General features: G+C 69.8%; 23 protein-coding genes and 1 tRNA gene. 15 read left to right on the plus strand and 9 right to left on the minus strand.

The features are described 5' to 3' along the window. The first annotated feature begins 194 nt into the window (after window positions 1-194). The 4 genes from V5P93_RS03520 (at window position 195) to V5P93_RS03535 (ending at window position 3,109) form a co-directional block, all read left to right on the plus strand. Window positions 195-707 (plus strand): snapalysin family zinc-dependent metalloprotease, encoded by a 513-nt coding sequence (locus V5P93_RS03520; protein ID WP_181043332.1) that lies wholly within the window; start codon window positions 195-197, stop codon window positions 705-707. 197 nt (window positions 708-904) lie between these two features. Continuing rightward, the gene (locus V5P93_RS03525; RefSeq protein WP_104477350.1) at window positions 905-1,192 is read left to right on the plus strand and encodes a hypothetical protein; all 288 of its coding nucleotides are present in this window, start codon (window positions 905-907) and stop codon (window positions 1,190-1,192) included. After that, the gene (locus tag V5P93_RS03530) at window positions 1,189-2,580 is read left to right on the plus strand and encodes a WXG100 family type VII secretion target (protein ID WP_104477348.1); all 1,392 of its coding nucleotides are present in this window, start codon (window positions 1,189-1,191) and stop codon (window positions 2,578-2,580) included. Before V5P93_RS03525 ends, V5P93_RS03530 begins: the two co-directional genes overlap by 4 nt. Next, window positions 2,564-3,109: a hypothetical protein gene (locus V5P93_RS03535; protein WP_104477346.1), complete on the plus strand. Its 546-nt coding sequence runs from the start codon at window positions 2,564-2,566 to the stop codon at window positions 3,107-3,109. The genes V5P93_RS03530 and V5P93_RS03535 overlap by 17 nt, the downstream gene beginning before the upstream one ends. 138 nt (window positions 3,110-3,247) lie before the next feature. Here the strand turns inward: V5P93_RS03535 and V5P93_RS03540 are convergent, their stop codons facing one another. After that, complete coding sequence (locus V5P93_RS03540) at window positions 3,248-3,928, minus strand: hypothetical protein (RefSeq protein WP_374065299.1); 681 nt, start codon at window positions 3,926-3,928, stop codon at window positions 3,248-3,250. A 1,444-nt stretch (window positions 3,929-5,372) separates the two neighbouring features. Here V5P93_RS03540 and V5P93_RS03545 point away from each other — a divergent pair. The 5 genes from V5P93_RS03545 (at window position 5,373) to V5P93_RS03565 (ending at window position 10,579) form a co-directional block, all read left to right on the plus strand. Continuing rightward, the gene (locus V5P93_RS03545) at window positions 5,373-6,548 is read left to right on the plus strand and encodes a glycosyltransferase family 4 protein (protein ID WP_181043331.1); all 1,176 of its coding nucleotides are present in this window, start codon (window positions 5,373-5,375) and stop codon (window positions 6,546-6,548) included. Continuing rightward, complete coding sequence (locus V5P93_RS03550) at window positions 6,548-7,045, plus strand: hypothetical protein (protein WP_146107934.1); 498 nt, start codon at window positions 6,548-6,550, stop codon at window positions 7,043-7,045. The genes V5P93_RS03545 and V5P93_RS03550 overlap by 1 nt, the downstream gene beginning before the upstream one ends. After that, window positions 7,042-7,659 carry a glycosyltransferase gene (locus V5P93_RS03555; RefSeq protein WP_104477341.1) on the plus strand — a complete coding sequence of 206 codons (618 nt, stop codon included), beginning with the start codon at window positions 7,042-7,044 and terminating at the stop codon, window positions 7,657-7,659. The genes V5P93_RS03550 and V5P93_RS03555 overlap by 4 nt, the downstream gene beginning before the upstream one ends. Beyond that, a complete protein-coding gene (locus V5P93_RS03560; RefSeq protein ID WP_104477339.1) occupies window positions 7,656-8,156 on the plus strand; it encodes a hypothetical protein in 501 nt (166 codons plus the stop codon). The genes V5P93_RS03555 and V5P93_RS03560 overlap by 4 nt, the downstream gene beginning before the upstream one ends. 83 nt (window positions 8,157-8,239) lie before the next feature. Beyond that, complete coding sequence (locus V5P93_RS03565; RefSeq protein WP_146107933.1) at window positions 8,240-10,579, plus strand: glycohydrolase toxin TNT-related protein; 2,340 nt, start codon at window positions 8,240-8,242, stop codon at window positions 10,577-10,579. A 32-nt stretch (window positions 10,580-10,611) separates the two neighbouring features. Here V5P93_RS03565 and V5P93_RS03570 read toward each other — a convergent pair whose 3' ends face one another. From V5P93_RS03570 to V5P93_RS03590, 5 genes are all read right to left on the minus strand, one after another. Then, complete coding sequence (locus V5P93_RS03570) at window positions 10,612-11,949, minus strand: DUF4407 domain-containing protein (RefSeq protein WP_104477335.1); 1,338 nt, start codon at window positions 11,947-11,949, stop codon at window positions 10,612-10,614. After that, window positions 11,946-13,421 carry a hypothetical protein gene (locus V5P93_RS03575; RefSeq protein WP_104477333.1) on the minus strand — a complete coding sequence of 492 codons (1,476 nt, stop codon included), beginning with the start codon at window positions 13,419-13,421 and terminating at the stop codon, window positions 11,946-11,948. The genes V5P93_RS03570 and V5P93_RS03575 overlap by 4 nt, the downstream gene beginning before the upstream one ends. A gap of 13 nt (window positions 13,422-13,434) precedes the next feature. Then, complete coding sequence (locus tag V5P93_RS03580; protein ID WP_104477331.1) at window positions 13,435-15,492, minus strand: hypothetical protein; 2,058 nt, start codon at window positions 15,490-15,492, stop codon at window positions 13,435-13,437. Continuing rightward, the gene (locus V5P93_RS03585) at window positions 15,489-16,220 is read right to left on the minus strand and encodes a hypothetical protein (RefSeq protein WP_104477329.1); all 732 of its coding nucleotides are present in this window, start codon (window positions 16,218-16,220) and stop codon (window positions 15,489-15,491) included. The genes V5P93_RS03580 and V5P93_RS03585 overlap by 4 nt, the downstream gene beginning before the upstream one ends. A 94-nt stretch (window positions 16,221-16,314) precedes the next feature. Beyond that, the gene (locus V5P93_RS03590; RefSeq protein ID WP_146107932.1) at window positions 16,315-17,034 is read right to left on the minus strand and encodes a Crp/Fnr family transcriptional regulator; all 720 of its coding nucleotides are present in this window, start codon (window positions 17,032-17,034) and stop codon (window positions 16,315-16,317) included. Window positions 17,035-17,447: 413 nt separating this feature from the next. Between V5P93_RS03590 and V5P93_RS03595 the strand changes: the two genes are divergently transcribed. The 3 genes from V5P93_RS03595 to V5P93_RS03605 all read left to right on the plus strand — a co-directional run bounded on the left by V5P93_RS03595 (window position 17,448) and on the right by V5P93_RS03605 (window position 19,938). Continuing rightward, on the plus strand, window positions 17,448-18,113 hold the full coding sequence (locus tag V5P93_RS03595) for a LuxR C-terminal-related transcriptional regulator (protein WP_104477325.1): 666 nt from the start codon (window positions 17,448-17,450) through the stop codon (window positions 18,111-18,113). 65 nt (window positions 18,114-18,178) lie between these two features. After that, window positions 18,179-19,330, plus strand: coding sequence for a sensor histidine kinase (locus V5P93_RS03600; RefSeq protein WP_104477323.1), 1,152 nt, complete (start codon window positions 18,179-18,181; stop codon window positions 19,328-19,330). A gap of 11 nt (window positions 19,331-19,341) precedes the next feature. Beyond that, window positions 19,342-19,938, plus strand: a complete 597-nt coding sequence (locus V5P93_RS03605) for a hypothetical protein (protein WP_104477322.1) — start codon at window positions 19,342-19,344, stop codon at window positions 19,936-19,938. A gap of 263 nt (window positions 19,939-20,201) precedes the next feature. On the opposite strand, the gene V5P93_RS03610 is transcribed toward V5P93_RS03605, so the two are convergent. After that, a tRNA-Arg gene (locus V5P93_RS03610) sits at window positions 20,202-20,274 on the minus strand. A gap of 172 nt (window positions 20,275-20,446) precedes the next feature. Between V5P93_RS03610 and V5P93_RS03615 the strand changes: the two genes are divergently transcribed. The 3 genes from V5P93_RS03615 (at window position 20,447) to V5P93_RS03625 (ending at window position 23,354) form a co-directional block, all read left to right on the plus strand. Continuing rightward, complete coding sequence (locus tag V5P93_RS03615; protein WP_181043348.1) at window positions 20,447-21,367, plus strand: ABC transporter ATP-binding protein; 921 nt, start codon at window positions 20,447-20,449, stop codon at window positions 21,365-21,367. A gap of 20 nt (window positions 21,368-21,387) precedes the next feature. Then, window positions 21,388-22,569: an ABC transporter permease gene (locus V5P93_RS03620; protein ID WP_104477807.1), complete on the plus strand. Its 1,182-nt coding sequence runs from the start codon at window positions 21,388-21,390 to the stop codon at window positions 22,567-22,569. A 137-nt stretch (window positions 22,570-22,706) separates the two neighbouring features. After that, window positions 22,707-23,354 carry a response regulator transcription factor gene (locus tag V5P93_RS03625; RefSeq protein WP_104477805.1) on the plus strand — a complete coding sequence of 216 codons (648 nt, stop codon included), beginning with the start codon at window positions 22,707-22,709 and terminating at the stop codon, window positions 23,352-23,354. Here V5P93_RS03625 and V5P93_RS03630 read toward each other — a convergent pair. Both V5P93_RS03630 and V5P93_RS03635 read right to left on the minus strand, forming a co-directional pair. Further along, window positions 23,344-24,900 (minus strand): diguanylate cyclase, encoded by a 1,557-nt coding sequence (locus tag V5P93_RS03630; RefSeq protein ID WP_245931075.1) that lies wholly within the window; start codon window positions 24,898-24,900, stop codon window positions 23,344-23,346. The two genes, V5P93_RS03625 and V5P93_RS03630, sit on opposite strands and share 11 nt — an antisense overlap. 101 nt (window positions 24,901-25,001) lie before the next feature. Further along, the gene (locus V5P93_RS03635) at window positions 25,002-25,643 is read right to left on the minus strand and encodes a histidine phosphatase family protein (protein ID WP_104477320.1); all 642 of its coding nucleotides are present in this window, start codon (window positions 25,641-25,643) and stop codon (window positions 25,002-25,004) included. Window positions 25,644-25,730 lie beyond the last annotated feature (87 nt).

Below are 25,730 nucleotides of genomic sequence, written 5' to 3' on the forward strand. Positions count from 1 at the left end.
GACGGGGGTCGCCGGACCGGCGGCCCCCTTGCGCGGCTTCACCTTGCCTGCCCCGCGATGTCCACAAGGGTCGCAGCACGCGCACGCACGCGTGGGTGGGAAGCCTTGGGAAGGGTTATAGCGTCCTGGTGGGTGCCATCCGCGAGACAGCGGCACTTACGTTGGGAATGTCCCAGCACAAAGGAGCTGTGCCCATGTCCCGCACCAAAGTCCTCGCCGCCCTGCTCGGCATCCTGGCCGCGTTCGCGATGGCGTCCCCCGCCACCGCGTCGACGTCGCTGGTCCGCACCATCTACTACGACACCACCCGCGCCGCCGAGCTGGCCGACGAGGTCGACCAGGCCGCGCAGATCTGGAACGCCGGCGTCACCAGCGTCAAGCTCGTGAAGGGCACCGGCGGGGTCAGCATCACCACGGCCCAGAGCGGCTCCGCCCCCGGCACCGCCAGCTGCGTCGGCTGCACCCGCGGCCAGATCTACTTCTACCGCGCCCAGATCACCAGCTCCGGCGCCGCCCCGCTGCGCGTCGTCGTGCACGAGCTCGGGCACGTCCTGAGCCTGAACCACCCGTCGGACATCGGGAACTGCGCGAAGGTGATGGCCGGTGGCCGGTGCCAGAACGCGCAGCCGAGCGCCGCGGAACTCGCCGCCGTGCAACGGTTCTGGACCGGGCGGGTGGCGGCGCCGACCGTCGGCCTGGTCGCCTGACGGCTGTCCACTCCCGGCTATCCCGTGCGGGGTAGCCGGGACGCACCCACCGGCCACACCGGACTCGCGGAGCCGCTGACCTGCGCATACGACACCGCCAGGTCGCTCGGGCAGCTCTTGCGCGAATCGGGTGTGGCCGCTGCCGCGCTCAAGTACAGTCCGCCTGACGGCCGACGCGAGGGTGGTGGTCACGGACTGTGAGCGGGTACGAGGTCGAGATAGGCCAGCTGCGGAGCGCGGCCAAGGCCGCCTGGTCCGCCGCGGACCAGGCCAGAGCGGTCGAGCCGGGTACCGGCCTGGGTGCGGTCGCGGCGGCGCTGCCGGGTGGCGAGGCGGCGAAGAACGCGCCCACCCTGGCGTCGACGTTCAACGAGCGCGCCCAGGGGTGGGCGGGCGAGATCGACCAGTGGGGCGACTCGGTCAACTCGTCGGCGAAGGCGTACGCCGAGAACGAGAACACCGCGGAGAGGGCCTTCCGGGGATGACCATCGGCTACGACGACGTCCGCAAGTGGGACGCGGAAGCGCTCGACACGACGGCCACCAACCTGCGCGGGCGGCGGGACAAGCTCATCGGGCTCCAGGACGAGCTCGACGACGCCAGGCGACTGCCCGACTGGCACGGTCCGGCGGGCGAGAGCGCGCGCAACTCGCTCGGCACCACGCGCAACAACGCCGAGATCCTGATCGCGGAGCTGTCCGCCGTCGAAACCGCGCTGCAGAACGCGTCGGACGACGTCTCCGCGCTGAAGACGCGGGTCGCCAACAACGATTCCCTCGCAGGCACCTACCAGTTCGGCATCGCCCCCGACGGTGCGATCGTGGACAACAAGCCCCCGGACCCGCCGCCGAGGTCGCGGTTCGAGGCCGAGGAAGGCGCCGAGGCCCGGCGGCACCGCGAGACCATCAGGAACCAGTTGGCGCAGGAGACCAAGGGAATCCTGACCACCGCCAACAACATCGACGCCGCCCTCGCCAAGGTCGTGCAGCTCGCCCAGGAGCGCAAGATCAGCGACCACGGCGCGACGACTTTGGACGGTGCCAGGCAGGGCGGCGAGATCGATGCCAAGGTCGCCGAGATGGAGCAGTCGCTGCGCGACGCGGGCCTGCTGACCGGCCCACCCGCGTCCGGCTACTACCGGCAGTGGTTGGAGAACGCCGTGCGCCGGGGCGTGTCGGTCGACACGATCAAGCAGATGATCGTCGACCACCACATCACGCCGGAGGACTTCAAGGTCCTCGACGGTATGGAGGAGATCCGCGAAGACTCGGACGGCGACGGCACCTTCAAGTCGTACTTCCTGATGCCGACTGACATCAGCGGCGACGACGCCGCCAAGGCGGTCCGGATGACCTACATCATGAACGCGGGCACCGACTACGGCCCGGGCGGCGACTTCACCCCAACCCCGTACGGCTCCGACGAACTGCGCCGAATCACCGAACGCCAAAAGGAAAACGCCTGGAGCTACAACGAGGACGTCGGCTTCGTGCACGGCAACGGCGGCCGGTTGGTCACCACCCCGAACGGCATGATGATGGGCCTGGGCGGCAACCTGATCCAGGACCAGTTCAGCCAACGCGGCGGGACGACCTGGGGCGACACGTTCATGCTGAACATCGACGACCCGTCGGACCCCGCCCAACAACTCCGCGACGTGGCGAAGTCCGGCCACGCGTGGTACGAGGGAGATGACGGCCCGTACCAGGGCAGCCTGGACATGGACCGCCTGCTCCACCACGAGGAACGCCACTCCCAGCAATGGGCCCGCGAGGGCTACAGCGGCTTCCTGGCCTCCTACGTGTGGGAGCAGATCACCGGTGGCAACGAGACAGAGGAAGACGCAGGACTCTCCGATGGCGGATACCGCTAACTGGCCGCGCGTCACCTGCGCCACCATCCTGGTCGCGGCAACCCTCGCGGCGTGCGAAACCAAAGCCCAGTTCGCACCATCCCTACCCCCCGCCGCGGGCTTCCGCGTGGACGACGGCGTCCTGAAGCTGTGGACGGGCACCCCCTGCCAAGGCGTCACCGGCATAACCCTGATCTTCGACACCGGCACCGCGAAAAGCACAGAACAAACCTGGACCGCCCCGCCCCCAGGAGTCCTCTTGGAACACATGGACCTCTTGGGCACCAAAGAACCCACCACGACCCCCCTAGAAGTCCAAACCCCCCTCCCCACAACCTACGACTGGACCAAAGCCGACTCCCTCAACTTCGCCGTCAGCGGCCCACCCGCCAACGGCGCCCGACTCACCATCCCCCAAGTCCTCGTCGAATCACCCCAACACCCACCCAACACCTACCTCTTCGGCCAACGCGGCTGGATGAACGCAGCAGACGTACAACGGGAAAACGGCAAATCCTTCCTGACCGTCTGCACGCCGGACCCAGGCTGACGCCGAGAAACGCGGTTCACGTGCGACTCCACCGACCCGCTGCACCTACCGGTGGCCTACCGCACATCGCGCCCGCGCCGTGCCGGTCCGGTGGTGACCGGCCTTCCACTGGGGCGTCGCCGAGGTGGTGTTCGGCGTTCACGGCGTGCGGTCGGTCGCGATGTGACAGTCTTGCCCGGTGACGGCCCGTCCGGGGGAACGTCGCCGGCCGAGCTGACCGCCGCGGGGGATGGGTTGTGACAGAGTCGTGCGAGTGCGTCGGGGTCCCGGGTGCGCCACCACGCGTTGACGCCCGCCCACGTCGGCTGACCGGCCCATGAAACGCAGGCACGGCGACTCGCCCCACCACGGCGGTTCGAGCGGTTCGAGCACGCCGACCCCGGCCGGCCCCGGTAGCCCCGGCGGCGCGTCGGGCACGGGCGTGGACCCCGACGCCCTGGACTCCGCGGGCAGCCGCTTCGCCAACCGGGCGGACCAGATCCGCGACGGCGTCGGCGGCCGCCTGAACATCGGCGCGTCGTCGCAGAGCGCGGGCGTGTTCGGCCAGGTCGCAATGGTCAAGGCCGACGAAGCCATCCGCACCGCCCGTGATGGCGTGGCCCGCGCGGCCGCCTCGGCGGAGACCAGCGGGCAGAAGGTCAAGGACACCGCCCAGGCGGCCCGGGGCGCCGACCAGTCGAACGCGTCCACCCTCCGCCAGTCCGGCGACGGCCTGGGCAAGTCCGCGCCCCGCACCTCCGGGAGCGCGAGCACCGCCACTCCCCGCACCTCCGGGACGCCCGCGTCCACACCGCGCGGCGCCCCGACCACCGCAGGCACGTCAAACACCCCGCCCCCACGTTCCGACACCCCAGGGGCCCGCCCATCACGCTCACCAAGCGTGTCCGACGGCACGAACGCTCCGCGTTCGGGGACGCCCGCGCGTCCGTCGGGGTCCCCGACCACGCCCGGTGACCGGGGCGCTCCAGCCGCGAGTTCAGGTGCGCCTGCGCGCCCGTCCAGTTCGCCCCCTGCTCCCACGTCACCGACGCCCGCCACGTCGTCCGGCCCGGGCCCGGCAGGGTCCCGCCCGGCGTCGTCGTCTGGCGGGCCGGGCTCGACTCCGAGCACGCCGTCGGGGCCGCCCACCGGGCGCCCGGGTGGGTCGCCTGCCACGTCCGGGCAGGGGCAGCCCGGCCACGCACCACCTCAGCAGGCACCTGGTCGGCAGCCTGCGCAGGGACCTGGCTCGCCCGGGCAAGACCGCGGCACCCCGTCCCAGGGACAGGGCTCGCCGAGAGCGGGTCAGGCCCCACCCCAGCAAGCGCACGGCGCACCGCAGTCGGGTCTGCACGGGGAGCAGCGCCCGGCGAACGCGTCACCGCGGTCGGATCGACAGGGTCCGGGGCAAGGTTCGCCGCAGCAGGACCGCGCCCGGCCCCACCAGGGACACCGCGCACAAGGTTCACCGGAGCCGGGCCAGCCGCAGCGGGGTGGGCACGAGTCGAATACGGGCGACCGTCCGAGGCAGGCGGCAGGCACACCGCCCCAGCCAGGCCACGGCGGGCCACAGAGCCAACGGTCACCGGCCTTGCCCCAGCCACATGGCGCTGCGTCCCGGACTGGTGACGCTCCGTCGCAGAGCCAACGCTCCCCGGGTTCGCCGCCCAGCGGCTCGCCTCAGTCGCACGGCGCTTCGCCCCAAGGGACTGACACTCCGTCGCAACGCTCCCCGGGCTCGCCGCACGGCGCCCCACCCCGAGCGGGCGACGCGCCGCCGCAGGGCCATGGTCAGCCCCCGCCGGGTCATCGCCCGCAGCCGGGCGCTGGACCGTCCCACCAGGGGCCGCCGCCCACCCCCGGTTCGCCACGACCGGGCACCGGTCCGCACGGGCAACCGTCGACCGGACCGACCGCGCGGCCTCCGGATGGCGACGGTCCCCACCGGGACCACACGCCGGCGCGGCGCGAGCAGGCAGCGCCGGACCCGGGGCCCGAACCACGTCGTCCGGACCACCCCGGGCGCCCGGAGCAGACGCGAGACCAGCGCGACCGCACCGACCCGAACACCACCGGCGAACGCACCAGCGACGACCCGGGCCGGAGCCAGGACCAGGACACAGCCCACGACCGGCCCTCGGACCAGAACCCGACCACGGATCACGGGAGGGACCAGGACGGGGCCGAGCCGGACCGGCCGACCGACCAGGGGCTCACGCCCGACGAGCGCCGGGACACCGCGGACGAGCAGGACGTCGACGACGCCACCTACACCTTCCTGTTGGTGTGCACGGAGTACAGCCCGGAGAAGGGCGGCGTAGTGGTCTTCAACCGGGCGCTCGCCGAGGCGCTGGCCGACGCCGGGCACAACGTGATCGTGCGCATCGGCGAGGACGCCTCCCGCTACGCGGACGCCCAGCGGCCCAACCTGCGGATCCTCGGTCCACGCGACCTGCCCGACGCACCCGATTCGCGCAAACTGCTCGGGACCGCGGACGATCCCCACGACATGCCCGACCACGTCGATTTCGTCATCGGGCACACGCGCTTCTCCGGCCCGGACGCCGCGGCGACCCGCGACGCCAGGTACCCGGACGCGAAGCTGATCCACTTCGTGCACATGGTGCCGGAAGCCCTCGGTCGGGTGAAGGCGGACGACGATCCGAGCGACCTGGCCGCGGGCATCAAGAACCACGCCATCGAGCGCGCCCTGGTGGCGAACGCGGACCTCGCGGTCGGCGTCGGACCGGCCATCGCGGAGAACGTGCGGGAGATGGTCGAGCAGGCCAGAGCGGCGGGAGGACCGGTGGCGACGAAGGACGTGCACGAGCTGATCCCCGGGATGGAGTTCGTGGACCGCAGACCACGCTCTATCGAGGGACGCCCGATGAAGGTGCTCTTGTTCGGCCGCGCCGACGTCGGCCAGAAGGGTGCCAAGGAGGCGGCGAGAGTGGTCTCCAGGTTGCAGTTCGAGGGGCGGCCCGTGCAGCTGACCGTACGCGGTGTGCCCCCAGCGCAAGTTGTGTACCAGCAGAGGCAGCTCGCCAACATCGCCAAAACCGACGTCGAGGTCCGCCCGTTCACGACGGACCGCTCTGACCTCTACACCGACTTGGACGATGCCGATGTGATGGTCATGACCTCGCGCGCCGAGGGCTTCGGGCTCACCGCCCAGGAGGCCGCCGGGGCGGGTGTGCCCGTCGTGGTCCCGTCCAGCAGTGGCTTCGGCCGCTGGCTCGGCGACGAGTTCTCGGCGGCCAACGCCGGACCGAGCATCGTCGACCAGGGCTTCGAGGACCGGGTGCCGGAGGACCGCTGGTTGGAGGCGCTGAGGAACGTGGCGGACAATTACGACGATGCGCAGAACCGTGCCCTGGCGTTGCAACAGGAATTCAAAGACCAGAATGCCACCTGGCCCGGCACCGTGGAGAAGTTGGTCAAGGCTCTTGGGAGGCTGTGATGTCCGGTGACGAACTCGCGGACCGCTATGCGCGGTTGCGGCGGGCTGCCGCTGCGCTGCTTGAAGTGACTGCGGCTGCCGAGGTATCTGTGGTACACCGGCGGAAGTTGGATCGTTTGGCGGCGGCGCTGGCGGAGTCCGAGGCCGCAGATACCACCACCAGGGAGCTTGTCGATCCCACCCTGCACCTGCTGTGCTCGCGGGATTACCAGGGCGGCACGCCCGATGGCGCGCCGCGCCCGTTTGCCGGCGAAGCGCAGAGCATTCGGGACAGCCTGGCCCTTGACGACGCGACTGAGGAGCCGCCCGGGGAGTGGCCCAATGTGTGGGACCCGACGTTGACGGAGGTGCAGGCCATGGTGGTGGGGACGCTGCTGCGAGAGTTGGCGGCGCGGCTGGTTGCCACGGGTGACCCCGGTGGTCGGGAGTTGGCGGTTGTGGTGGGGGAGTTGGCCGACGAGGTGCTGGAGCCGACGTTCGTTGGGGCGCAGCGATGAGTGGCGCGCGGCCGGTGGTGGTCTATTCCGGGCGCAGCGACCTCACGCAGCACGGTGCGTACGAGTCCGCGTTGATGGTGCGCGGTATCGGGCCTGAGCGACCGGTGCGCATGGTCGTGAACGGCGCACCGCCGGAAACGGTGCGGGCGGCCCGGCGGTTGTTGTCGCAGGTCGCCGGGCGAGCGGTGGAAGTGCGCGCCTACTCCGCGGACAAGCAGGCGCAGCGCGAGCTGGTCCGCGCCGCGGACCTGGTCATCGTGCCCGCGCACGCGGAGAACGTCGGCATGACCGCACTGGACGCGATCATGGCGGACGTGCCGGTGCTGGTACCGGACACCTGCGGCGTGGGCAACTTCCTGGTCAAGAGCGGCCGAATCGACCCGCGGGTGGCCGAGCATTCGGTAATCCGGCGCGCCGAGGGGGAAGCGGTGGCGCCGATCGACCGGTGGGTGGCCGAACTCGCGGCAGTTGTGGACGATCCGCGGGCGGCCCGGCGGCGGGCGGCGGAACTGCGCGGTGCGGTGGTGGCCGCGCTGCGGACGTTGCAGAGCGCGGGGCAATCGGCTGGTGATCTGATCAAGTCCATCATGACCGTGCGCGAGGAGAAGCGATGACCGGCGACGACTTGGCGGCGCGGTACGAAGCCCTGCGCGCGGCTGCGGCCGACTTGGTCCACCACCAAACGCCGCACGATCCCCCGGTGCCGTATACGGCTGAGCTGGATGACCTGTACCAGTTGCTGTTGGCCGAGCAGGGTTCGGCTACGCGGGTGGAGTCGCAGGCGGGTTCACCCGATCCGACGCGGTTCAGCCTGGCGTTCACCGACTTCCGGGACGACGGGTCGTCGGCCCCGTACGGTTTGGTGGAGTTGGCAGCTGAGCTCCGTGCGGATCTGGCGGGTGATCGCGCTCGCGGGGAGCGCCTGCGGGGTGAGCCGCTCCGGGATGTGCATGTGTCCGAGTTGCGGGCGTTGGTGATCGGCCAGCTCCTCCAGGAGGTGGCGGACAGACTCGCTCCGGGGCCCGCCGTCGGTATGGCGGAGGCCGGTCGTGACCTCGCCGCGTTGGCGACGGAGCTCTCCGAGAAACTGATCAACATGACTTCCCTGTGACCGCTCTTCGGTCCTGATAGGACTGTGATGACCGGCCGGGGGTTCGTGGGCGCCGACTGCCGTCGGGGAGGAAGATCGTGACCATGCGCATCGGGGTAATCGGCGACGCGACGCTTCTTGTCAAGATGGGGCCCGACTGGACCGCGCACGTCGCGGCGGACGCCCCGGTGGACGGGCAGGTCGTCACCCTCCCCGACGGGCGGGAGGTCAAGCGGCTGCCGTTGAGCGAGTTCGAGTCCGTGTTCACCACGAGCATCCGCCCGTCCGAGATGGACGTTCTCGCGATCGACCCGGACGTGGGCTTCCTGGCTGAGGCGGCCGTCCGGCAGATCCGTGCGGACATCCCGGACGGCCGCCCGGTGGCCGGTTTCGCGTCGGTGCTGACCGAACCCGCGGCGGGTACCAAGCCGGGCACGGCCCCCCTCGACGTGGTCCCCGGGTTCGAGCGCGCGCTCCTCGGTGCCATGCCGGAGGGATGGCACCGGCTTCTCGTCGACTGCGAGGCCATGGGGACCCGGATGCGGATCGGGGGCGTCATCCAGAACGAGAACGGTGAAATGTGGTACTGGTCGCCGCCCGCGATTGTCGGCCAGTGGCTGCACCGGCAGCGGATGCGGGACTACCACCCCACCCGGGGCACGTGGTGGCGCGCCCAGTTCGAGGTGCGGCAGGGCGCACTGGCCAAGATCACCTACCTCGTCGAACCCCTGGAACTGACCACCGACGAGGACGCCGAGGTCGCCGCCGCCGAGCTGCGCATGCTTCCCCGTAGCGCGGCCACCACCCCGGACTGGCTGCTCGCGGCAGCCGTGCGCGGGGAGCAGACCCTTGCCGCGCAACGGATCGAACCCGCACCCGCCGGCCCGCCGGAACTGGTCCGGTTGTTCGACGGCGTGGCCGACGGAGGCCGACCGACCTGGTACCGCCCGGTGCTCGGCGAACTCGAACGCGAAGCCGTGCTGGCCTACCTGGAGGGCGCGCCGCTCGTGCTGTCCGCCCGCGGCACGACCCGGGACGCGCTGGGCACCGAGGACGTGGTGCCGATGGGCTTCCACACCGACGGCCGGTTCGTCTGGCCGAGCGCGGTGGCGTACTACCTGAGGGCGCACGGGGTGCCGCCGGTGCTGCCGCTGGTGGAGTGGATCAGGGCGGCGCGGTACCGGCTGCCGGACGGTGTCCCGGCCGTCGCGCTGGACCGGGCGGCGGCGATGGCCGTCGGCCGACCGTGGGATGAGTCCGAAGTGGAGGCCAAGGCGCGCCAGGCGATGGTACCGCTGGAGGACGTGATCATCGACAAGCGGATCAGCCCCCGGTACTACAGCGTGTTCGCCGAGCGGGAAGGCGCCTGGTGCCTGGTCCGCGACGGCGACCGGTACCGCGTGCAGTGGTCGTCGGACCGGTCGGGCGCGGTCCGCTTCGACGACGTGCGGCAGGCTGCGGCGTACCTGGCGGGGCAGTTGTCCGCGAACGCCGCCGAACTCGGGATCGAGCTGGGCGAGGAGATCCCGGCGTGGCAGTCGCCGCTGGCCGTGCTGTCCGACGACCCGCCGGTCGAGTCGTTCGCCGGTGTCACGCCGGTGGTGCTCGAGGACGTGGAGGTGGACCGGTACGGCGAGCCGGACGGCAACCTCGTGTTCGTCGCGGACACCCCGTTCGACCAACGCGGCCTACCCGCCGACTTCGCCTCCCGTCCCCTGCACCGGTACCGCCTCGCCGGCGGCGCCTGGCAGGTCGTCGCGGTGACCTCGGCGGCGGGCGGCCGCGGTTACGTTCTGCCACAAGCAATCAACGAGTACCTGCGCTCCGGCCACATGGTGGAGATCACCCACCCCGCCCACGCGACCCCCTCCGCTCACCCCAGCCATCCCGGCCTGCCACCGATCACCGACGCGATGCGCGCCGAAGCGGCCAGAACCCCGGGCGGCTGGGTGTACTGCGCCGACCCGGACGTCGACCCCCGGGTGATCGAGGGCATGCCGCTACCCGTCCTGCTGGGCGGCTACAAGGTCGGCCAGGACGGCCGGTTCACCGGCGAGACCTACCTCAACGAGGACTACCGCCCGAGCCCCCGCCGCCGCGGATACCCGGAACCGCAGACCTACTTCGAACTGGTCCTCGGCTACGCCGCCGCCGGCTGGCTACCACACGCCCGCCTACCACACGCTTTCCTGCAATCCACGTTCATCCTGGAACCCGACAGCACAGGCAACCCGCGCATCGCCACCAACGCCACCGGCACCCGCCTCCTCGCCGTCTACTCCTCCCCCCGCTACGTCCCGCAAAACGCACCGCGAGTGATCCAGGCCGAAGGCCGAGCCCTCGCCCGGGCCGTGTCCGGGACCACCGTCATCGTCAACCCCGGCGCCGACTTCGGCATCAAACTCCCCGGCGACGACCTGGTCCGCGCCACCCAACACCCCTGACCCCACCGGCGGCGTAACCAGGCCCCGGCCGTTCAGTGCTGCCGCTCCAGCGCCGCGGCCAGCCGGTCGATCTGGGTCGCTATCTCGATCTTGCGCCGCTCCTGGGCGGACCTGTCCTCGCCGCTGATCTCCTCGATGCCGCTGCGGAGCTTCTGCGTCGCGCGGAGCTCCAGCAGCTCGAAGCCCACGGCATCGCGCTTCTCACTGGCGCGCAGCTGTCGTTCGTGCAGCCGTGTCGACGTGTGGACCTGTTGCCGTAGTACCTCGTCGTAGGCGGTTCTGCCGCTGAGCATCTTGCTCAGCACCGGCATGCAGTCCAGCGCTATCAACAACAAAGCCAACAGCACGTGGGCCAGGAGGATCATGGCGCTCTTCGCGGAGAGCCTGCCCAGTGCGTCGAACTCGTCGAGCAGGCCCTTGTCGGTGAGGTTGCCGCGCTTCTCCGCCACCGCGGCGTCGATGGCGGCGTTGATCTCACGCTCGGTGGCGCCGCTCGCCTCGGCCAGTTCCCCGTTCAGCTGCTCGATGCGGAGGTCGGCCCCCGCGAGCTGCTGGTGCAGCGCTTCGACCTGGCCGTCCCGGCGGAACTCGTCCGCCTTGGTGCGGTTGCGCTTGCACTCGGGACCCTCACCCGGCACCGCGCTCAGGCCGGGGCCCGCCCGGCCTGCGCACTCGTCCCTGGCGAGCCGCTCCAGCTCGGCGAGTTTGCCGTCGACGTCGGCGACCTTCGCCTTGAGCTGGTCGCGCACGACCACCGCGCGATCCAGTTCCTGCCGCACGGAATCCGGCCCCTTGCTGAACGCCACGGCGTAGCCGTCGCACGACTGGTCGGTGTTCCGCGCCCCGGAGATGGGGTTGCACCGCACCAACGCCGACTGGTACCCGTCGATCTCCGCCTTGCGGTACTCCTTGATCTCGTTGCTGATCGGCTGGTGGAACACGCTGAGCACCAACGGTTCGGCGATCACCAACCCCAGCAGCGCCGACAGCACCAGCCGCGGCAGGTACGTCCCGGCCAGCGAGGTGCGCGTCGCGCCGTGGGTGCTGGAGATCAACCAGCTGTCGAGGGTGATGATGATCGCCGCCCACGCCAGGTCGGCGACCACGAGCCACCAGTGGTTCCCGGCCACGGTGGACAACGCCATGTGCATGGAAACCCCGGCGAGCAAACCGGTGTTGAGCACGATGAAACCGAGCCGGGTGTACCTCGGGCGGTCCTCCGGCACCCAGTCGAGCACGCCCTCGTTGACGCCGATCAGCCTGCGCATCAGCTGCGGCAGGCCGCGCTTGGGCAGCACCGGCCGCAGCGCGCCGACGGCGGTGTCGTTCGGCAGCGACGAGCGGACCGGCCGGTCCAGCAGACCTGTCATGCCTCCACCTTCGTGTTGCGCTCCTCGTCGTCGAACTCGCCGTCGTCGTCCACCGGCTCGTCGTCCGACGCGGTGATAGCGGTCGTCTCGGCGGATTCCTTCGACTCGATGGTCGGGGTGTGCCGTTGCCCGAGCAGGTCGTTCACGAACTTGTCCAGCCGCAGGTTCAGCATGTCGAGCTGGCCGTGCTTGGCCAGCTCGCGCAACACCTCGAGCTTCGCCTCGACCTCCTTGAAGCCCGACTCCCGCGCCAGCCGCCGGTCCTCCCGGTCCCACTTGGCGTCCTGGAGCCGGTCGGCGCGCTCGGCCTCCCACCGGGCGCGCTCCAGATCCCGCTCGAACTCGCGGTTCGCCTCGGCGTGGTCGAGTTCCCGGCGCCGCTGCATCTCCTGCTGGTGCTTGATGTCCTCGCGCTCGGCGTCCCAGCGGCTCCGCTCGCGCTCCCGGTCGAAGTCGTTGCGCGCGGCGAGTTCCCGGCGCTGGTCGTCGAGCGCGATCCGGCGCTGCTCCAGCTCCTGCTTGAGGTCCTCGCGTTCGGCGTCCCAGCGCTGCGTGTCCCGCTGCCGGTCGTACTGGACGCGGTTGCGCATATCCTCGCGGTCTTGCGCGATCTCGTCCTCGCGCACCGCCGCGGCCCGGTCCGCGAACTCCTTCGCATCGATCTTGCCCGAGGTGTAGGCGAGGGTCAGCACGGCGAAGGGGTCCATACCAACGGCTTCGGCTGTGCGCTGCAGCTCCGTCCGCTCGTGTTCCTTCTGCGCGGCGTCCATCTCGCGCAGGTGCGTGCCGCCGCGCTGCTCCCGCCGCTGCTGGTGGCGCTCCTTGAGGTCGTCGAGCATCTCGGAGTTCGTGAGCTCTTCGGTCCGCACCGCGTGGTCCCGTTGCGTGGCGCGCATCTTGCCCTGGAACTCGACGACCTCGTCGGGCGTGCGGACCTCGACGCTCGCGAGACTCGTCCGCATGCCCTGCAGGCCGGGCGGGCTCACGGTGGCGTAGGCGCGCACCTGTGCGCTCAGCTTGAGCCGGACGTCGTTGATGTGGTCGATCGCGTAGTTCAGGCCGATCTCGAAGTTCCGCTGGTGACCGCGCAGGTAGCCGGTCAGCATGTGGGCCGCGTTGCTCCCACCGGCGCGGACGACCTCGACCGGGTCCTCGACGGTGCACAGGAACGTGACCCTCATGGTGAAGAACGAGCCGTCCTTCGACGGCAGCGGAACCTCGACCGGCACCTCGGTGTCCGGTGTAATGTCCACAAGGGATACATGCGCGGCCTCGACGACGGTAGCCGAGTCCAGTGGCAGGTTGGCGGTGTCCAGTGTGTACTGGCCGTGGGTGCGGTAGACCAGGCACTGCCCCACCATCGGGACCGGAACCTCGGTGCTCGACCTGCGGGGCGCCTTGCCGAAGAGCCGCTTCGGCGAGACGGGGGCGAGCGCCCGCTCGTTGACCACCGGGTAGGTTTGCTTGTCCATCAGGTGTTCCGCTCTACTCGTCGTTGTCGCCGCGGCCCTGCAGGGCGTCGAGGATCGCGTTGATCAGGGATTTGATGTCGATGCCCTTGGTCCGCCGCGCGGCCACGGTCCGGAGGTCCTCTTCCAGCGCACCGTGTTCGTCGCGCGGCAGGTGGGCGCGCAGTGCCTCGCCGAGCGCGTGCGCGCGGGTGCCCGCGGTTTCCGCGTCGCGAGCCAGGTCTTCGAGCACCATGTGCAGTGCCCGCAGGGCCTGCTCCCTGGTCGGGCGGTGCATCAGCACGCCCGCCAGCAGCTCGGCGATCAGATCGGTGTGCTCCGGCCGTTCGGTGAGGTGTGCGAGCACGGTGGAGCGCTTGGTGTTCTCGTCCCTCGACGCGATCACCGCGATCACCACCCGCGCGGTGATCGTGCGCGTTTTGGGCCGCGCGCCCGGGCGGATGAACCGCTTCACCCGCTCGACCAGGAAGTTCAGCACCAGGTGCGCGTTCCCGGACGAGCGCACCAGGGTGCTGAACAGCTCACCGAAGACCTTCTCGACATCACCGTCGACGGTGTGCGACTGCATGCACACCTGCCACAGCCGCCTGCGCGCGTCGTGGGGGTAGCGAACGCCGAGTTCGCCGATGAACGCCATGGTGCCCACCCACCGGTGCGTCGGCTCGCCGCGGGTGATCCACTCGGTGGCGATCTTCAGCGCGGTCGGGGCGAGCGAGTCGTCCTGTGCCATCAGGTAGAGGGTGTAGACGGCGGCGCGCTGACCGGCGGTGCCGCGGTTGCCCCGCGCCCAGTGGTCCAGGGTCGGCACCACCTCGCCGATCGCGACCGCGCCGAGTTCGGCCAACCCACCCGCGGCGGAGAACTCGTAGCCCTGTGTGCGGAGCACGATCTCGTCCAGCCAGTCCTTCACGGCGTCCCAGAACGCCACGCCCATCCGCCGCCAGAGCTGCGCCAGCACGTGCCGGTGGTACCCGGACTTGGCGAAGACCATCGCGTTGCGCGTACCGAGCTCCGTGCGGATCTCCACGGTGGCGACGAGGTCGTTCTCCCGCCACAACGCCCGCGTGCTGTAGAAGCGCTTCGCTTCGGCTGCGCCCTCCTGGGCCTCACCCTCGGCGGCCTTCGGCTCGGCGGGCGGCATGTACTTGTCCAGCAAGCGCTTGAACCGCAGGTGCGCGGCTTCGAACGTGCGCTCGTCGACGCCGACGGTGAACGCCAGCGTGGTGATCTCCGAGATCCGCGCGTGGTCATCGGTGTGCTCGTCGAACCAGTTCTCCACGACCGCGCGCACCCGCGAGTCGAGGTGGTTGAGCGCGTCCTCCAACGTGCTGCCACCGGCGAGCTGCTGGGCCAGTCCGACCAGGTCCCGCACGCGGTCGACCGTGCACAGCACCTCCGAGAGCACCGCCGCCTGGTCCGGCGACCACTCCTGGTCCCAGTACGCGCGCAGCACCTTCTCCGCGGCGGGTGCCTGCCAGGTGGTGTGCCCGAAGCGCTCGGTCACCTCGTGCGGCTGCGTGACGACGAGGTAGCAGCCGTTCTTCACCACCTGGTCGCGGGCGAGCCGCCAGTCGAAGTCCGACTCCTTGGCACCCCGGTCGACCACCCGGTCGAACACGACGTAACCGCAGCCCGCTTCGTACTCGTACTCGGCCAGCTCCGTGACGGATACGTGTGGTGACAACATGTATAGCGTCTCGTTGGTGACCTCGCGCAACAACGACAAGGCGGACGAGCGCTTGCCGGTGTCGGCCGGGCCGCACAGGACCAGGATCTGATCGCGGGCGAGCTGGGACAAGCCGTCGTCGAAGCAGTCCGGCTGCACGAACCGGCCCAGTGCCTCGATGTCGCTGTCGTCGACGAGACCGGTGGAAGTGGTCACCTTGGGCGCCCGCTCACCTGCGCCGTCCGAGGAGTGCACACCGATGTACGCGGTTTCGATCCGACCGTTGAAGCTCTGCCGGACGTCGTTGACCATTCCGATGTCGTACGAGTTGGCGGCCTTGTCCCTCGCCGGCTCGCCACCCTTGTCCTCGCCGTCCGACCGGGTCTCGGGTTGGGCCTCTTCACTCATCGGTTGTTCTGGTACGACACGCCGAACACGTGCCTGTCGCCGGTGATGTTCCCCTGGACGTTCGTGATGGTAGTGGCGTGCTGGTTCGCCACGGACGCGTTCGCCGCGGGCCGATCAGCGGGAGGCGGTGCGTCGTCCAGGTTCAACGAGTGGACGTCGTAGCGGGGCACGTACAGCCACGCGGCTTCGTTGAATTTCTTCACGCTCACCGCGACCTTGCGGAACCTCTCCGCGGGAATCGCGGTGTGCCCCTGCCGGACGTACTCGTTGTAGAGCGTGGTCGACAGCAGCACGACGAGGTTCGCCTCGGGGCACGCGATGAGCGCTTGCCGCGCCACCGAACTGGCGACCATCCTGGACACGGTGACCACGCCGGTGCCCGCGAACCCGCCCGCCGCGGGCCGGACCATCCCCTCGTGCATCGCCATGCGCATGCGCAGCCGCATCGCCGGGCGCGCCGTGCTGTTGTGCGTGGTGAGCGCGTCGCACAACGACTCCGGCAACTCGTCGATCACCGAGGTCATCAGCTGGTTGCGCGGCAGGACGGCGAGTTCGCCGTCCCCGCCCTGCTGGATGTCCCAGCCGGAACGGTCCAGCCCGGCGTCGCCCGCCGCCTGCTCGCAGACGTCTACCCGCACCTGCTGCAACTCGTGCTGGTCGACGTCGGTACGGGAGCTGTAGCTCTCGGAATCGGAGTCGATCAGGCCGTGGCGTCCGAATTCGTTCAAGGTACGAGTCCTTCACGTCATGTCGGAGGTGGTGTCGTCGGGAGTCTGTCCGACAGGGAGAAGGCGAACTTCGCAGAAATCCCGGTTGTGATGATCAATCCATTTCAGCCGCGGCGAGTAACGCGTCGAGGTCCGGCGCGGATACCCCGCGGTACCGCACCTGAACCAGCCCTTCTGCGCGGAGCCTGCGCATAGCGTCCCTTGCCGAGTCCGGCTTGGCGCCGACGAGCTTGCCAAGTTCCTCTTGCGACAGCTCGATCCCCAACTTCTTGCCATGACCGTGGGGTACGCCGTGCACGGTGAGTAGTTCGAAGATCACCCGCGCCAACCGAGCCTTGACGCTGTAGGCGGCGAAGTCGAGCCTGCGCCGGTTCGCGAAGTCGCGACATTCGCTGATCAGAGCGCACAAGGCGAAATACGCCTTCGGGTACGTGCTCAGAAACCCCAGGAACGTGTCCCGGGCGATCGACTGCACCGCGATGTCGGCGCAGGCGGTCACCGTTGCCGAGCGCGTGCCGTCGGCGTGGAACATCGCACCCTCGCCGACAACATCACCCGCCACGCGGATCGCCAGCAAGGTCTCCGACCCGTTGGCCATCACGCCGCTGACCTTTGCAAACGCCGCCCGCGGCCCGGTCGGCGCGCGCAGCAGGAACACATCGGACCCGTGCATGCCTTGGGTGATGAAGGAGGCTCCCGCCGAGATCGTGCGCGAGGTGCCCAGCCGCAGGAGTTCACCACGCGTATCGGTATCGAGGCGGGCGAGAAATGTTCCACGCAGCCACGACCCTGGAGGCTGAGGTCTGCCGGTCAATGCGGGGTCTCCTGTCGTGCAATGTTCAGGTTGCACTTCCGGTAGTTCGACGGTGTCCCTGACACTGTTACACGGGCAATGAGGGCAGATGCACACGATTCGACGCTCCGTCAGACGTTCGCACACTTCTTGTGTTGGCGCGCAAGAGGACCCGCCTCACCTCGGTGTGCCAGCGCCGCGCCATTGAACCTGCTGGGCGGACACTATCAAATATGGCACGCCGACCCGGAGCGCACTGCGGTGCTGACGTGTTTTTGCTGTCCGGGATCCCAATTTGACCGGGATCTGTCCTTGACCGCTGAAGGGTTTATGCGATACGGCAGCTGGGCGGGCCGTGTTGTCCGGATAGTTGAAGAACTGTCATCGCTGAATCCGCGCACCACGACAGGTGACACGCGGGATATAAGTATGGGATGACTACGGGAATCGAGCCCCGCGGATCGGCGGGCGGTGGGCTGATCCGGCTCGGGCTCATCGACAACGACCGGATGCTGTTGGCGACCACCGAGGGCTGGTTCGCGGCCAACGCGCCGGGTATGCGCATCGAGCACAAGGCCAGCACGGTGGCCGAGTACCTGGCCCTCGAACCCGCCGACGACCTGGTGCTGCTCGATCTCAGACTCGACGACAGCACCAGGTTCGTCGACAACATCTCCCGCCTCGTCCAGTACGGGACGGCGGTGTTGCTGCTCTCCGCGCACACCAGCCGCGACGTCAAGCTCGACGCCATCCGCGCGGGCGCGGTCGACTTCCACCCCAAGGGCGACCTGGTCGGCCTGGTCCAGGCGGTGGCCGACATCGCCGCGAACCGCTATGTGCTCGGCCAGGAACTGGCGTTCGCGATCAGCCGTGATCGCGGTCCTGGCAGCCCGGACCTGTCGGAGCGGCAAACGGAGGCGGCAATGCTGCGTGGTCGGGGTCTGCAGGTGAAGGAGATCGCGAAGCGGATGAACGTCACGCCCAAGACTGTCGAAGGCTACTTGGAACGGGTCAAGGCCAAGTACCAGGACGCCGACCGGCCCTACAACACCGCCGCGCAACTGCGCGACCGCCTGCGCGAGGACGGCGCCGAACTCTGACGAGGCGGAAATGAGGGGGAAACACCCGTCACCGGGAGAGCGCTCGATCGGGCATCGTTTCCCGCATGCGCAAGGGTGGAGTGGAAGAACAAGTACGGGCCTGGCTGATGCGGGCGCTCGCGCTGCTGTGGTTCGCGCAAGTCGTGCCGTGGGGGGTGTTGCTGCTGTGGCCGGGTTCGGAGTCCTCACGGGCGCCGGTACCGGTGGTCGTGTCCTACCTGCTGTACCTGTTGTGGGCGGCGGGACTCCTCCGATGGGTGATCAAGCGCCCGTCGGTCGGCCGGGTCCAGATCACCGTCGCGATCGCGGTGATGACGGCCGCGGAGATCTTCGTCGGTCTCGTCCTCCCGGCGGAGGCGGTGTCCACCTGGCAGAACTGGACGCCGTCTCCCGCGACCGGGGTTGCCGTGCTCGCCCACGTCTACGGCGGGTACCGCTGGGGCGCGAGCGCCGTGGTGGCGCTGGGCGGGGCGTATCTGGCGACCGGGCTGCGCGGCCACGGTCTAGACCAGGCTGGCACGCTGCTCGGCGTCACGGGTCAGTTGGTGGTGTTCACCTTCGCTGGCGGACTGGTCGCGGCCAAGCTGCTGGGCACCGCCCGGCAGGCGGACGCCGAAGCGGAGGGCGCGCTACGGGCCCGTGAGGCCACGGCCCGCGCGGAGGAGCGGGTCCGCCAGTACGAGGTGTTGCACGACAACGTCCTCAACACCCTTGCCCTGCTGGCGAGTCAGCCCGCCCTACCGGAGGCGGTCCGCGCCAAGTGCGCGCGCGAGGCCAGGTTCCTGCGCGCCATAGTGGACGGTGGAACCGGTGCGGAAGGGACCACTTTGGACTCAAGACTGGCCGAAGTCGTCTACCTCCAAGGCGCACACGCCCTCGAAGTGCACTACAGCTCGGACGGCCTGCCTCCCGAGATGGCAGCCGCGACGGTCAGCGCCCTATCGGCGGCCGTCACCGAGGCGCTGAACAACGTGGCCAAACACGCGCGCACCACACGCGCCTGGGTCGTGGCCACCGGTGAACCGGACGGTGAGGTGACGGTGACCGTCACCGACCACGGGTGCGGCTTCGACCCGGCAACCATCCCGGACGACACCGGGTTGCGCCGCTCCATGACCGCCCGGCTGGCCGAGGTAGGGGCGACGTCGTCCATCGACAGCGGCCCCGGACGGGGCACAGTCGTAGAGATCCTCCTACCTGCCAACCCTTCTGCTTAAAGGAGAGCGCCATGAAGAGACGCAACAACGTCCCGCTCCCGAACACCCAGGCGGGCGCCCCCATCGAGGTCGCCGCCCTCGGCTCGATGTACCAGGCGGAGCGGTCGGAGAACGTCTCCCTCCTCAACACCAACATCGCCCTCCTCGGCGCCGTCCTGGCCTACGCGGCCGCGTCGGTAGCCTTCCTCGACAAGGTCCCACAACTACCCCGCGTGGCAGCGGGCCTCGTCCCCATCCCGCTGTGGGTCGGCATGCTCTACAGCACCGTGCTCGTCGCACTCGCAGGCAGACGTGGATCCTCAGCCCTCATCGTCGAGAAGGCCCTGTTCAGCCACACCGGCATGGACCCGAAGAAACAAAACCAGGTCGGCTCAAAAGCGGGCGAGTACATAGTGAACCCGACACTGGCGCCGTGGCCCTACCGAATCATCATCGCCGTGGTCTACGTAGTCCCCTGGGTCCTGGTCGGCCTATACACGACACACCTGCTGGTGACCTACGTCCGCCCCGGAACCCTGTTCTACACCATGGCCACCGCCTACGCACTCCTCCTAGTCCTGGTCATCACCGCCTACTACCGGGCCTTCCGCGACCGACCACGACCCTGACCCCAAATATGGCGAAAACCGCCCAAATGATCCCCTCGCCCCCCGAACCGGCAGCGGGACCACTGATACAACGACCTTCCAACCCACCCACACCCCACACCCGCACCCACACCGCACCCGCGCCCACACACGCCACCACTCACGCACGCACCGGTTGGGGGTCCGGGGGCGAAGCCCGCCGGGCGGGTCTGGGGTTGCACCCCAGAGAAAATGACGAGCGACCTGGTTCGCGCTTTCCGCGAACACACTTCGCCCAGAGCGAGTGCCCCCGGCAGGATTCGAACCTGCGACACACGGTTTAGGAAACCGATGCTCTATCCCCTGAGCTACGAGGGCTGGCGGTGACACCCTACCGGGTGGGGTCGAAGGGTGGGTGCCGGTGGTCCCCTGGGTTGACGCCGGGGGGTGGGGGTGGGTGGTCCACTAGGGGGGATGCCGGATGTCGGTCCGCTTGTGAGCGGGTGATACTCGGCGAGTCCGATCAAGAGGTTGTTGAGGGGTGACGGTGGTGGCGCAGCGGCGGCTGGAGATCGTCGGGGTCTCCAAGCGGTACGGGGACGTCGTGGCTTTGCGGGAGATGACGTTCGAGGTGGGGGCTGGGGAGCTGTTCGGGTTTGTCGGCTCGAACGGGGCCGGCAAGACCACGACGATGCGGATCGCGTTGGGGGTGCTCGCCGCGGACGGGGGCGAGGTGAGATGGGGTGGGGAGCCCATCACGCTGGAGACGCGCCGCCATATCGGGTACATGCCGGAGGAGCGCGGGCTCTACCCCAAGATGAAGGTCGGGGAGCAGTTGGTCTACCTGGCCCGCCTGCACGGGCTGGACGCCGTGACGGCCCGGCGGTCGGTGGAGGAGTGGACCGAGCGGTTGGGGGTCGCCTCGCGTCGGGATGACGAGGTGCAGAAGCTGAGCCTGGGCAACCAGCAGCGCGTGCAACTCGCCGCCGCGTTGGTGCACAACCCGTCGATCCTGGTGCTCGACGAGCCGTTCTCCGGGTTGGACCCGGTGGCGGTGGACGTGATGAGCAAGGTTTTGCAGGACAAGGCCGCCGAGGGGGTGCCCGTGGTCTTCTCCAGCCACCAGTTGGAGCTGGTCGAGCGGCTGTGCCACCGGGTCGGCATCGTGCGCAGTGGACATATGGTGGCGTGCGACACCGTCGAGGCGTTGCAGGCCGGGGGGACGGTTCGACTGGTGGTGGACGCACCGAACGCGCAGCCGGGGTGGGCCGACGGGGTGCCCGGGGTGGTGGTGGAGGAGCAGTTCGGCGGTCGGACCGTGCTGGAGCTCCGGGACGGCGCCGACGACCAGGCCGTGCTGCGCGCCGCGCTGGCGACCGGGCCCGTGCTGGAGTTCAGCAGGCGCAGGCAGTCGCTGACCGAGCTGTTCCGCAACGTCGTCTCCGAGCACACCCCGGAGGTGGCCGCGTGAACACCACCCCCGACGTGCGCATGGGCAAGTGGGAGGCGGTCGGCCTGGTCGCCGGTCGCGAGGTCAAGACCCGGTTGAAGTCCAAGGCGTTCCTCGCCACCACCGCCGTCACGATCGTCCTGCTCATCGGCTTCACCCTGGTCATGAAGCTCGTCCAGGGCGGCTCGGACGCCTCCGTCGGCGTCGCGGGCGGCTCGACCGCCCTCGAGGCGCCGCTCAAGAGCACCGCCGAGACGCTCGGCCAGACCATCGACGTGCACCCGGTCGACGAGGCCGCGGGTCGGCGCCAGGTCGACGACGGCAGCCTGGACGCGCTGCTGGTCGGCGACGGTTCGAAGATCGTCGTGGTGGTGAAGAAGGACATCGACGGGAAGCTGCGCTCCGCGCTCGACGTGCTCGCGGGCAGGCTCGCGCTCAACCAGGAGATCGTCAAGCTCAACGGCGACCCGGCCGCGATCAGCCAGGCGGTCGCCGAGGCCAAGGCCGTGGTCGAGCCGTTGGAGCCGCCGTTCGACTACAACGGGCAACAACTGGTCATGGGCATGATCGCGGGCGTGCTCATCTACATGTCCCTGCTGATCAACGGCCAGTCGGTCGCCCAGGGCGTGGTGGAGGAGAAGTCCAGCCGGGTGGTCGAGCTGCTGCTGGCCACCATCCAGCCGTGGCAGCTGATGGCGGGCAAGGTGCTGGGCATCGGCGTGGTCGGCCTGGTCCAGATGGTCGCGATCGGCGGGTTCGGCCTCGTCGCCGGGCTCGCGACCGGGGTGCTGACGATCTCGCTGTCCGCCGCGGTGGGCACGGTGGTCTGGCTGATCGTGTGGTTCCTGCTCGGCTTCTTCGCCTACTCGCTGGTCTTCGCCGCCCTCGCCGCCCTGGTCTCCCGCCAGGAGGACGTCGGCGGCGTGATCACCCCGCCGCTGATGTTCGTCATCCTCGGCTACGTGCTCGGCATCTCGATCCTGCCCAGCGACCCGGGCAACCACCTCGTCGAGGTGCTCTCGCTGGTGCCGCTGTTCGCCCCGACGCTGATGCCGATGCGGATGGCCATGGGCGGTGTCCCGGTGTGGGAGGCGGGCCTGGCCGTGGTCCTGGTCCTCGCGCTCATCCCGGCGCTGGTCTGGCTCTCCGGCCGGATCTACCGCAACGCGGTCATGCGCAGCGGTGCCAAGGTGAAGCTCGTCGACGCCCTCCGCGCCGCCTGACCCGAGATCGACACCGCGGGGCTCCTCGGCTTCGAGGGGCCCCACGGGTGTGTCAGCACGTCCGGGCGGCCCGACGGTAGAATCCAACCGCATGGACGTGTTGTTGGTGACGCGTTGACGCAGGTCGGGAGGTGCGCGTGATCAAGGTGCTCATCGCGGACGACGAGGAGCTCGTCCGCTCGGGCCTGCGGACGATCCTGCGCGGCGCGGGCGACATAGACGTCGTGGCCGACTGCGACGACGGCGTCCGCGTCTTGGACCTGGTCCGCCTGCACCGCCCGCACGTCGTCCTGCTCGACATCCGGATGCGCACCACCGACGGCATCGACGCCCTCCGCGCCCTCATGACCCTCCCGCGTCCCCCGGCCATCTCGATGCTCACGACGTTCGACGTCGACGAGTACGTCCGCGAAGCCCTGCGCTGGGGCGCGAACGGGTTCCTCCTCAAGGACGCCGAACCCGGGCACATCGTCAAAGCCGTGCGGGACCTCGCGCGCGGTGGGGCCGTTTTGGACCCGAAGGTCGCCGCGCGCGTGGTGAACACGGTCGCCGATGGTGCGCGGGTGGCCGAACCTGCGCGCCGGTTGCTGTCGATGCTGTCCGACCGCGAGTTGGAGGTCGTCGGGCTGGTCGGCGAAGGCTTGTCCAACGCCGAGATCGGGCACCGGTTACACCTATCCGAGGCCACGGTTAAGGGATACGTCTCTGCTGTGCTGGGGAAGATGGGTGCGGCCAACCGCGTGCAGGCGGCGTTGGTCGCCTATAGGGGCGGTCTCATCGCGTAGTGGGCGCGGGCGCGTGCACCTCGACCCGGTTGCGACCGTGCCTCTTCGCTCGGTACAGCGCGGCGTCGGCGTTGGCGAACAACCGCTCCAGCGTGTTGTCGCCGGTGGCGACACCCACGCTGACCGTGGGTCGTTGTGTGCCACCAAGCACCGCGGTCCAGTCGTGCATGTCCACCGCGACCCGGATGCGCTCGGCCACCGCGACGCCCACGGGACTCGTGCGGCCCTCGGAGTGGTCCATGGGCGCCTCGGTGAGCAGTACTACGAACTCGTCGCCTGCCCACCGCGCGATCACGTCACCCCCACGGCATTCCGCGCGCAGCAGCTGCGCGATCTCCCGTAGTGCGGCGTCTCCGGCCGCGTGCCCGGCGGCGTCGTTGACGCTCTTGAACCAGTCGACGTCGATCAGCACCAGCCACGGCACCCGGCCGCCGACCACCGCGCGCTCCAGGATCTGCGGCGCGGTCCGCTCCAGCCCCAACCGGTTGGCCAGGCCCGTCAACGGGTCCAGCGCGGCGGCTTCCTGCGCGGCCATGGCGAGCCGCTGCGCCCGGATGGCCAGTCTGCGCTGCTCCAGCGCTTGACCCAGCCCCTCCTGCAACGTCTCCATGGCGGTGTGGCGCGCGGATATGTTCAACCGCAGCGCGGCAGCCTCACCGGCGGTGTCACCGCTCTCGTGGCAGATGTCGGCAAGATCCGCGGAGTAGCGCTGGAGCAGCGAGGTGTCGTTGATGCGCGCGGCCTCGTCCACCGCGATCTTGCCGTAGTCGGCGGCTTGGCCCATCGCGCCCTGCCTGCGCCGGATCATCGACAGGACCCAGTTCGCGACCGACCGCGCCCACCGGTTCTCCTGCGCCGCGGCGAGGGCGATGGCGTCGTGCGCGGTGCGCTCCGCGCGGTCGAGCTCGCCGATCCCGGCCAGCGCGGCGCCGTAGGCGGAGAGCAGGGCGAGGTGCACGCGGCCGTCCGCGACCAGCGTCAGGCCCTCCTCGAACAGCGGGATGGCCTCCCGGAAGGTCGCCTCCGCCGCCTCGGCCTCCTGCTCGCACGCGCGGAAGTTCAGCGTGCCCGCCAGTCCTTGCAGGCAGTGCGCCAGGATCTCCCGGTCGTCACCTGTCCGGGCGACCTCCACCGCCACCCGGCAGATGTCGAGCGACGCCCTGCGGTGACCGATGCCCTCCAGCAGGTACCCGAGGCGGCCCAGGGTGTCGGCGGCGAACGACCCGCGCGGCTGCTCGGCGTCGATGTCGCTCCAGCCCTCGGCGGCCAGCTCCAGCGCCAGCGGGATGCGCCGCAGCCGCCACGCGGCCACCGCGCGCCTGGTCAGGATCGCCGCCCGCGTCCACGGGTCCAGCCCCGGCGGGACCTTGGCGAGCTGCTGGTCGAACAGGCTGTTGGCCTCTTCGTCGCGACCCGCGTCGATGAGCAGCCGGACCTCCCGGTCGGCGCGCAGCGCCTCGGTCGCGGCCACTCGGTCGTCCAGCCCCACAGCGCCCACACCGTCCTCGATGTCCCCTGCGAACGGCCCGAACGTGGCCTGCGACACGGTAGTAGCCAGGCTACAAGGGTTTGGCGGGGTGGCCCGAACGGAGTAGTGGTATCGCGAACCAATGGTTAACGGAATGTGATTGATCCAGTACCACCCGCTCAGGTCTGGGTCGTCGCGTCGGGGGAGTCCCGCCACTGCGCGAACGGCCGGTCCAGCCGCCAGCGGCCGTGCTCCAGGGTGAGCACCCGGTGGTCGCAGTGCGGCGGGTTCGACAGCGACTCGAACAGCTCGATGCTCCACGAGAACATCCGCCTGCACAGCAGCCGCATGGTCAGCCCGTGCGAGACCACGAGCGTGGTGTCCGGGTGCGTCGGGTCGTGCCGGATCCGCGCTTCCAGCTCGGTGAGGAAGCTGGCCACCCGGTCGTCCACGTCCGCGCCGGACTCGCCGTGCTCGAGCCGGTAGAAGAAGTGCCCGAACTCGTGCCGCTTCTGCTTCTGCACCTGCTGGCCGACGGGGTCCTGCAGGTTCCCCCAGTCCTGCTCGCGCAGGCGGGGTTCCTGGACGCGGCGCACCACGGGCACGCCGAGCAGCTCGAAGGTGCGCATCGCGCGCACGTATGGGCTGATGTAGGCCGCGACGGGTCGGTCGCGCAGCAGGTCGCGCAGCCGCGAGCCCTCGGCCCGGGCCTGCTCCTCGCCGCGCGCGGTCAGGGGCAGGGCGTGGTCTGGGATGCGGCAGTAGGCGAGTTCGTCGACGTTGCCCAGGCTCTCGCCGTGCCGCAGCAGGATTATCCGCACACTCACTATCGTGCCCAATGTCCACGCACCACAGTGCGGGCAACCGAGCGACCCGGGAGTGCGAACCAGTGACCAGGTACTTCAGTG

This window comes from Actinokineospora auranticolor, from assembly GCF_041897805.1.
GTDB lineage: Bacteria > Actinomycetota > Actinomycetes > Mycobacteriales > Pseudonocardiaceae > Actinokineospora > Actinokineospora auranticolor.

Coding starts and splice junctions, on each gene's coding strand:
- V5P93_RS03520 (WP_181043332.1), top strand. CDS start 195: ATGTCCCGCACCAAAGTCCTCGCCGCCCTGCTCGGCATCCTGGCCGCG.
- V5P93_RS03530 (WP_104477348.1), top strand. CDS start 1,189: ATGACCATCGGCTACGACGACGTCCGCAAGTGGGACGCGGAAGCGCTC.
- V5P93_RS03535 (WP_104477346.1), top strand. CDS start 2,564: ATGGCGGATACCGCTAACTGGCCGCGCGTCACCTGCGCCACCATCCTG.
- V5P93_RS03550 (WP_146107934.1), top strand. CDS start 6,548: ATGTCCGGTGACGAACTCGCGGACCGCTATGCGCGGTTGCGGCGGGCT.
- V5P93_RS03555 (WP_104477341.1), top strand. CDS start 7,042: ATGAGTGGCGCGCGGCCGGTGGTGGTCTATTCCGGGCGCAGCGACCTC.
- V5P93_RS03560 (WP_104477339.1), top strand. CDS start 7,656: ATGACCGGCGACGACTTGGCGGCGCGGTACGAAGCCCTGCGCGCGGCT.
- V5P93_RS03565 (WP_146107933.1), top strand. CDS start 8,240: ATGCGCATCGGGGTAATCGGCGACGCGACGCTTCTTGTCAAGATGGGG.
- V5P93_RS03570 (WP_104477335.1), bottom strand. CDS start 11,949: ATGACAGGTCTGCTGGACCGGCCGGTCCGCTCGTCGCTGCCGAACGAC.
- V5P93_RS03575 (WP_104477333.1), bottom strand. CDS start 13,421: ATGGACAAGCAAACCTACCCGGTGGTCAACGAGCGGGCGCTCGCCCCC.
- V5P93_RS03580 (WP_104477331.1), bottom strand. CDS start 15,492: ATGAGTGAAGAGGCCCAACCCGAGACCCGGTCGGACGGCGAGGACAAG.
- V5P93_RS03595 (WP_104477325.1), top strand. CDS start 17,448: ATGACTACGGGAATCGAGCCCCGCGGATCGGCGGGCGGTGGGCTGATC.
- V5P93_RS03600 (WP_104477323.1), top strand. CDS start 18,179: ATGCGCAAGGGTGGAGTGGAAGAACAAGTACGGGCCTGGCTGATGCGG.
- V5P93_RS03605 (WP_104477322.1), top strand. CDS start 19,342: ATGAAGAGACGCAACAACGTCCCGCTCCCGAACACCCAGGCGGGCGCC.
- V5P93_RS03620 (WP_104477807.1), top strand. CDS start 21,388: ATGGGCAAGTGGGAGGCGGTCGGCCTGGTCGCCGGTCGCGAGGTCAAG.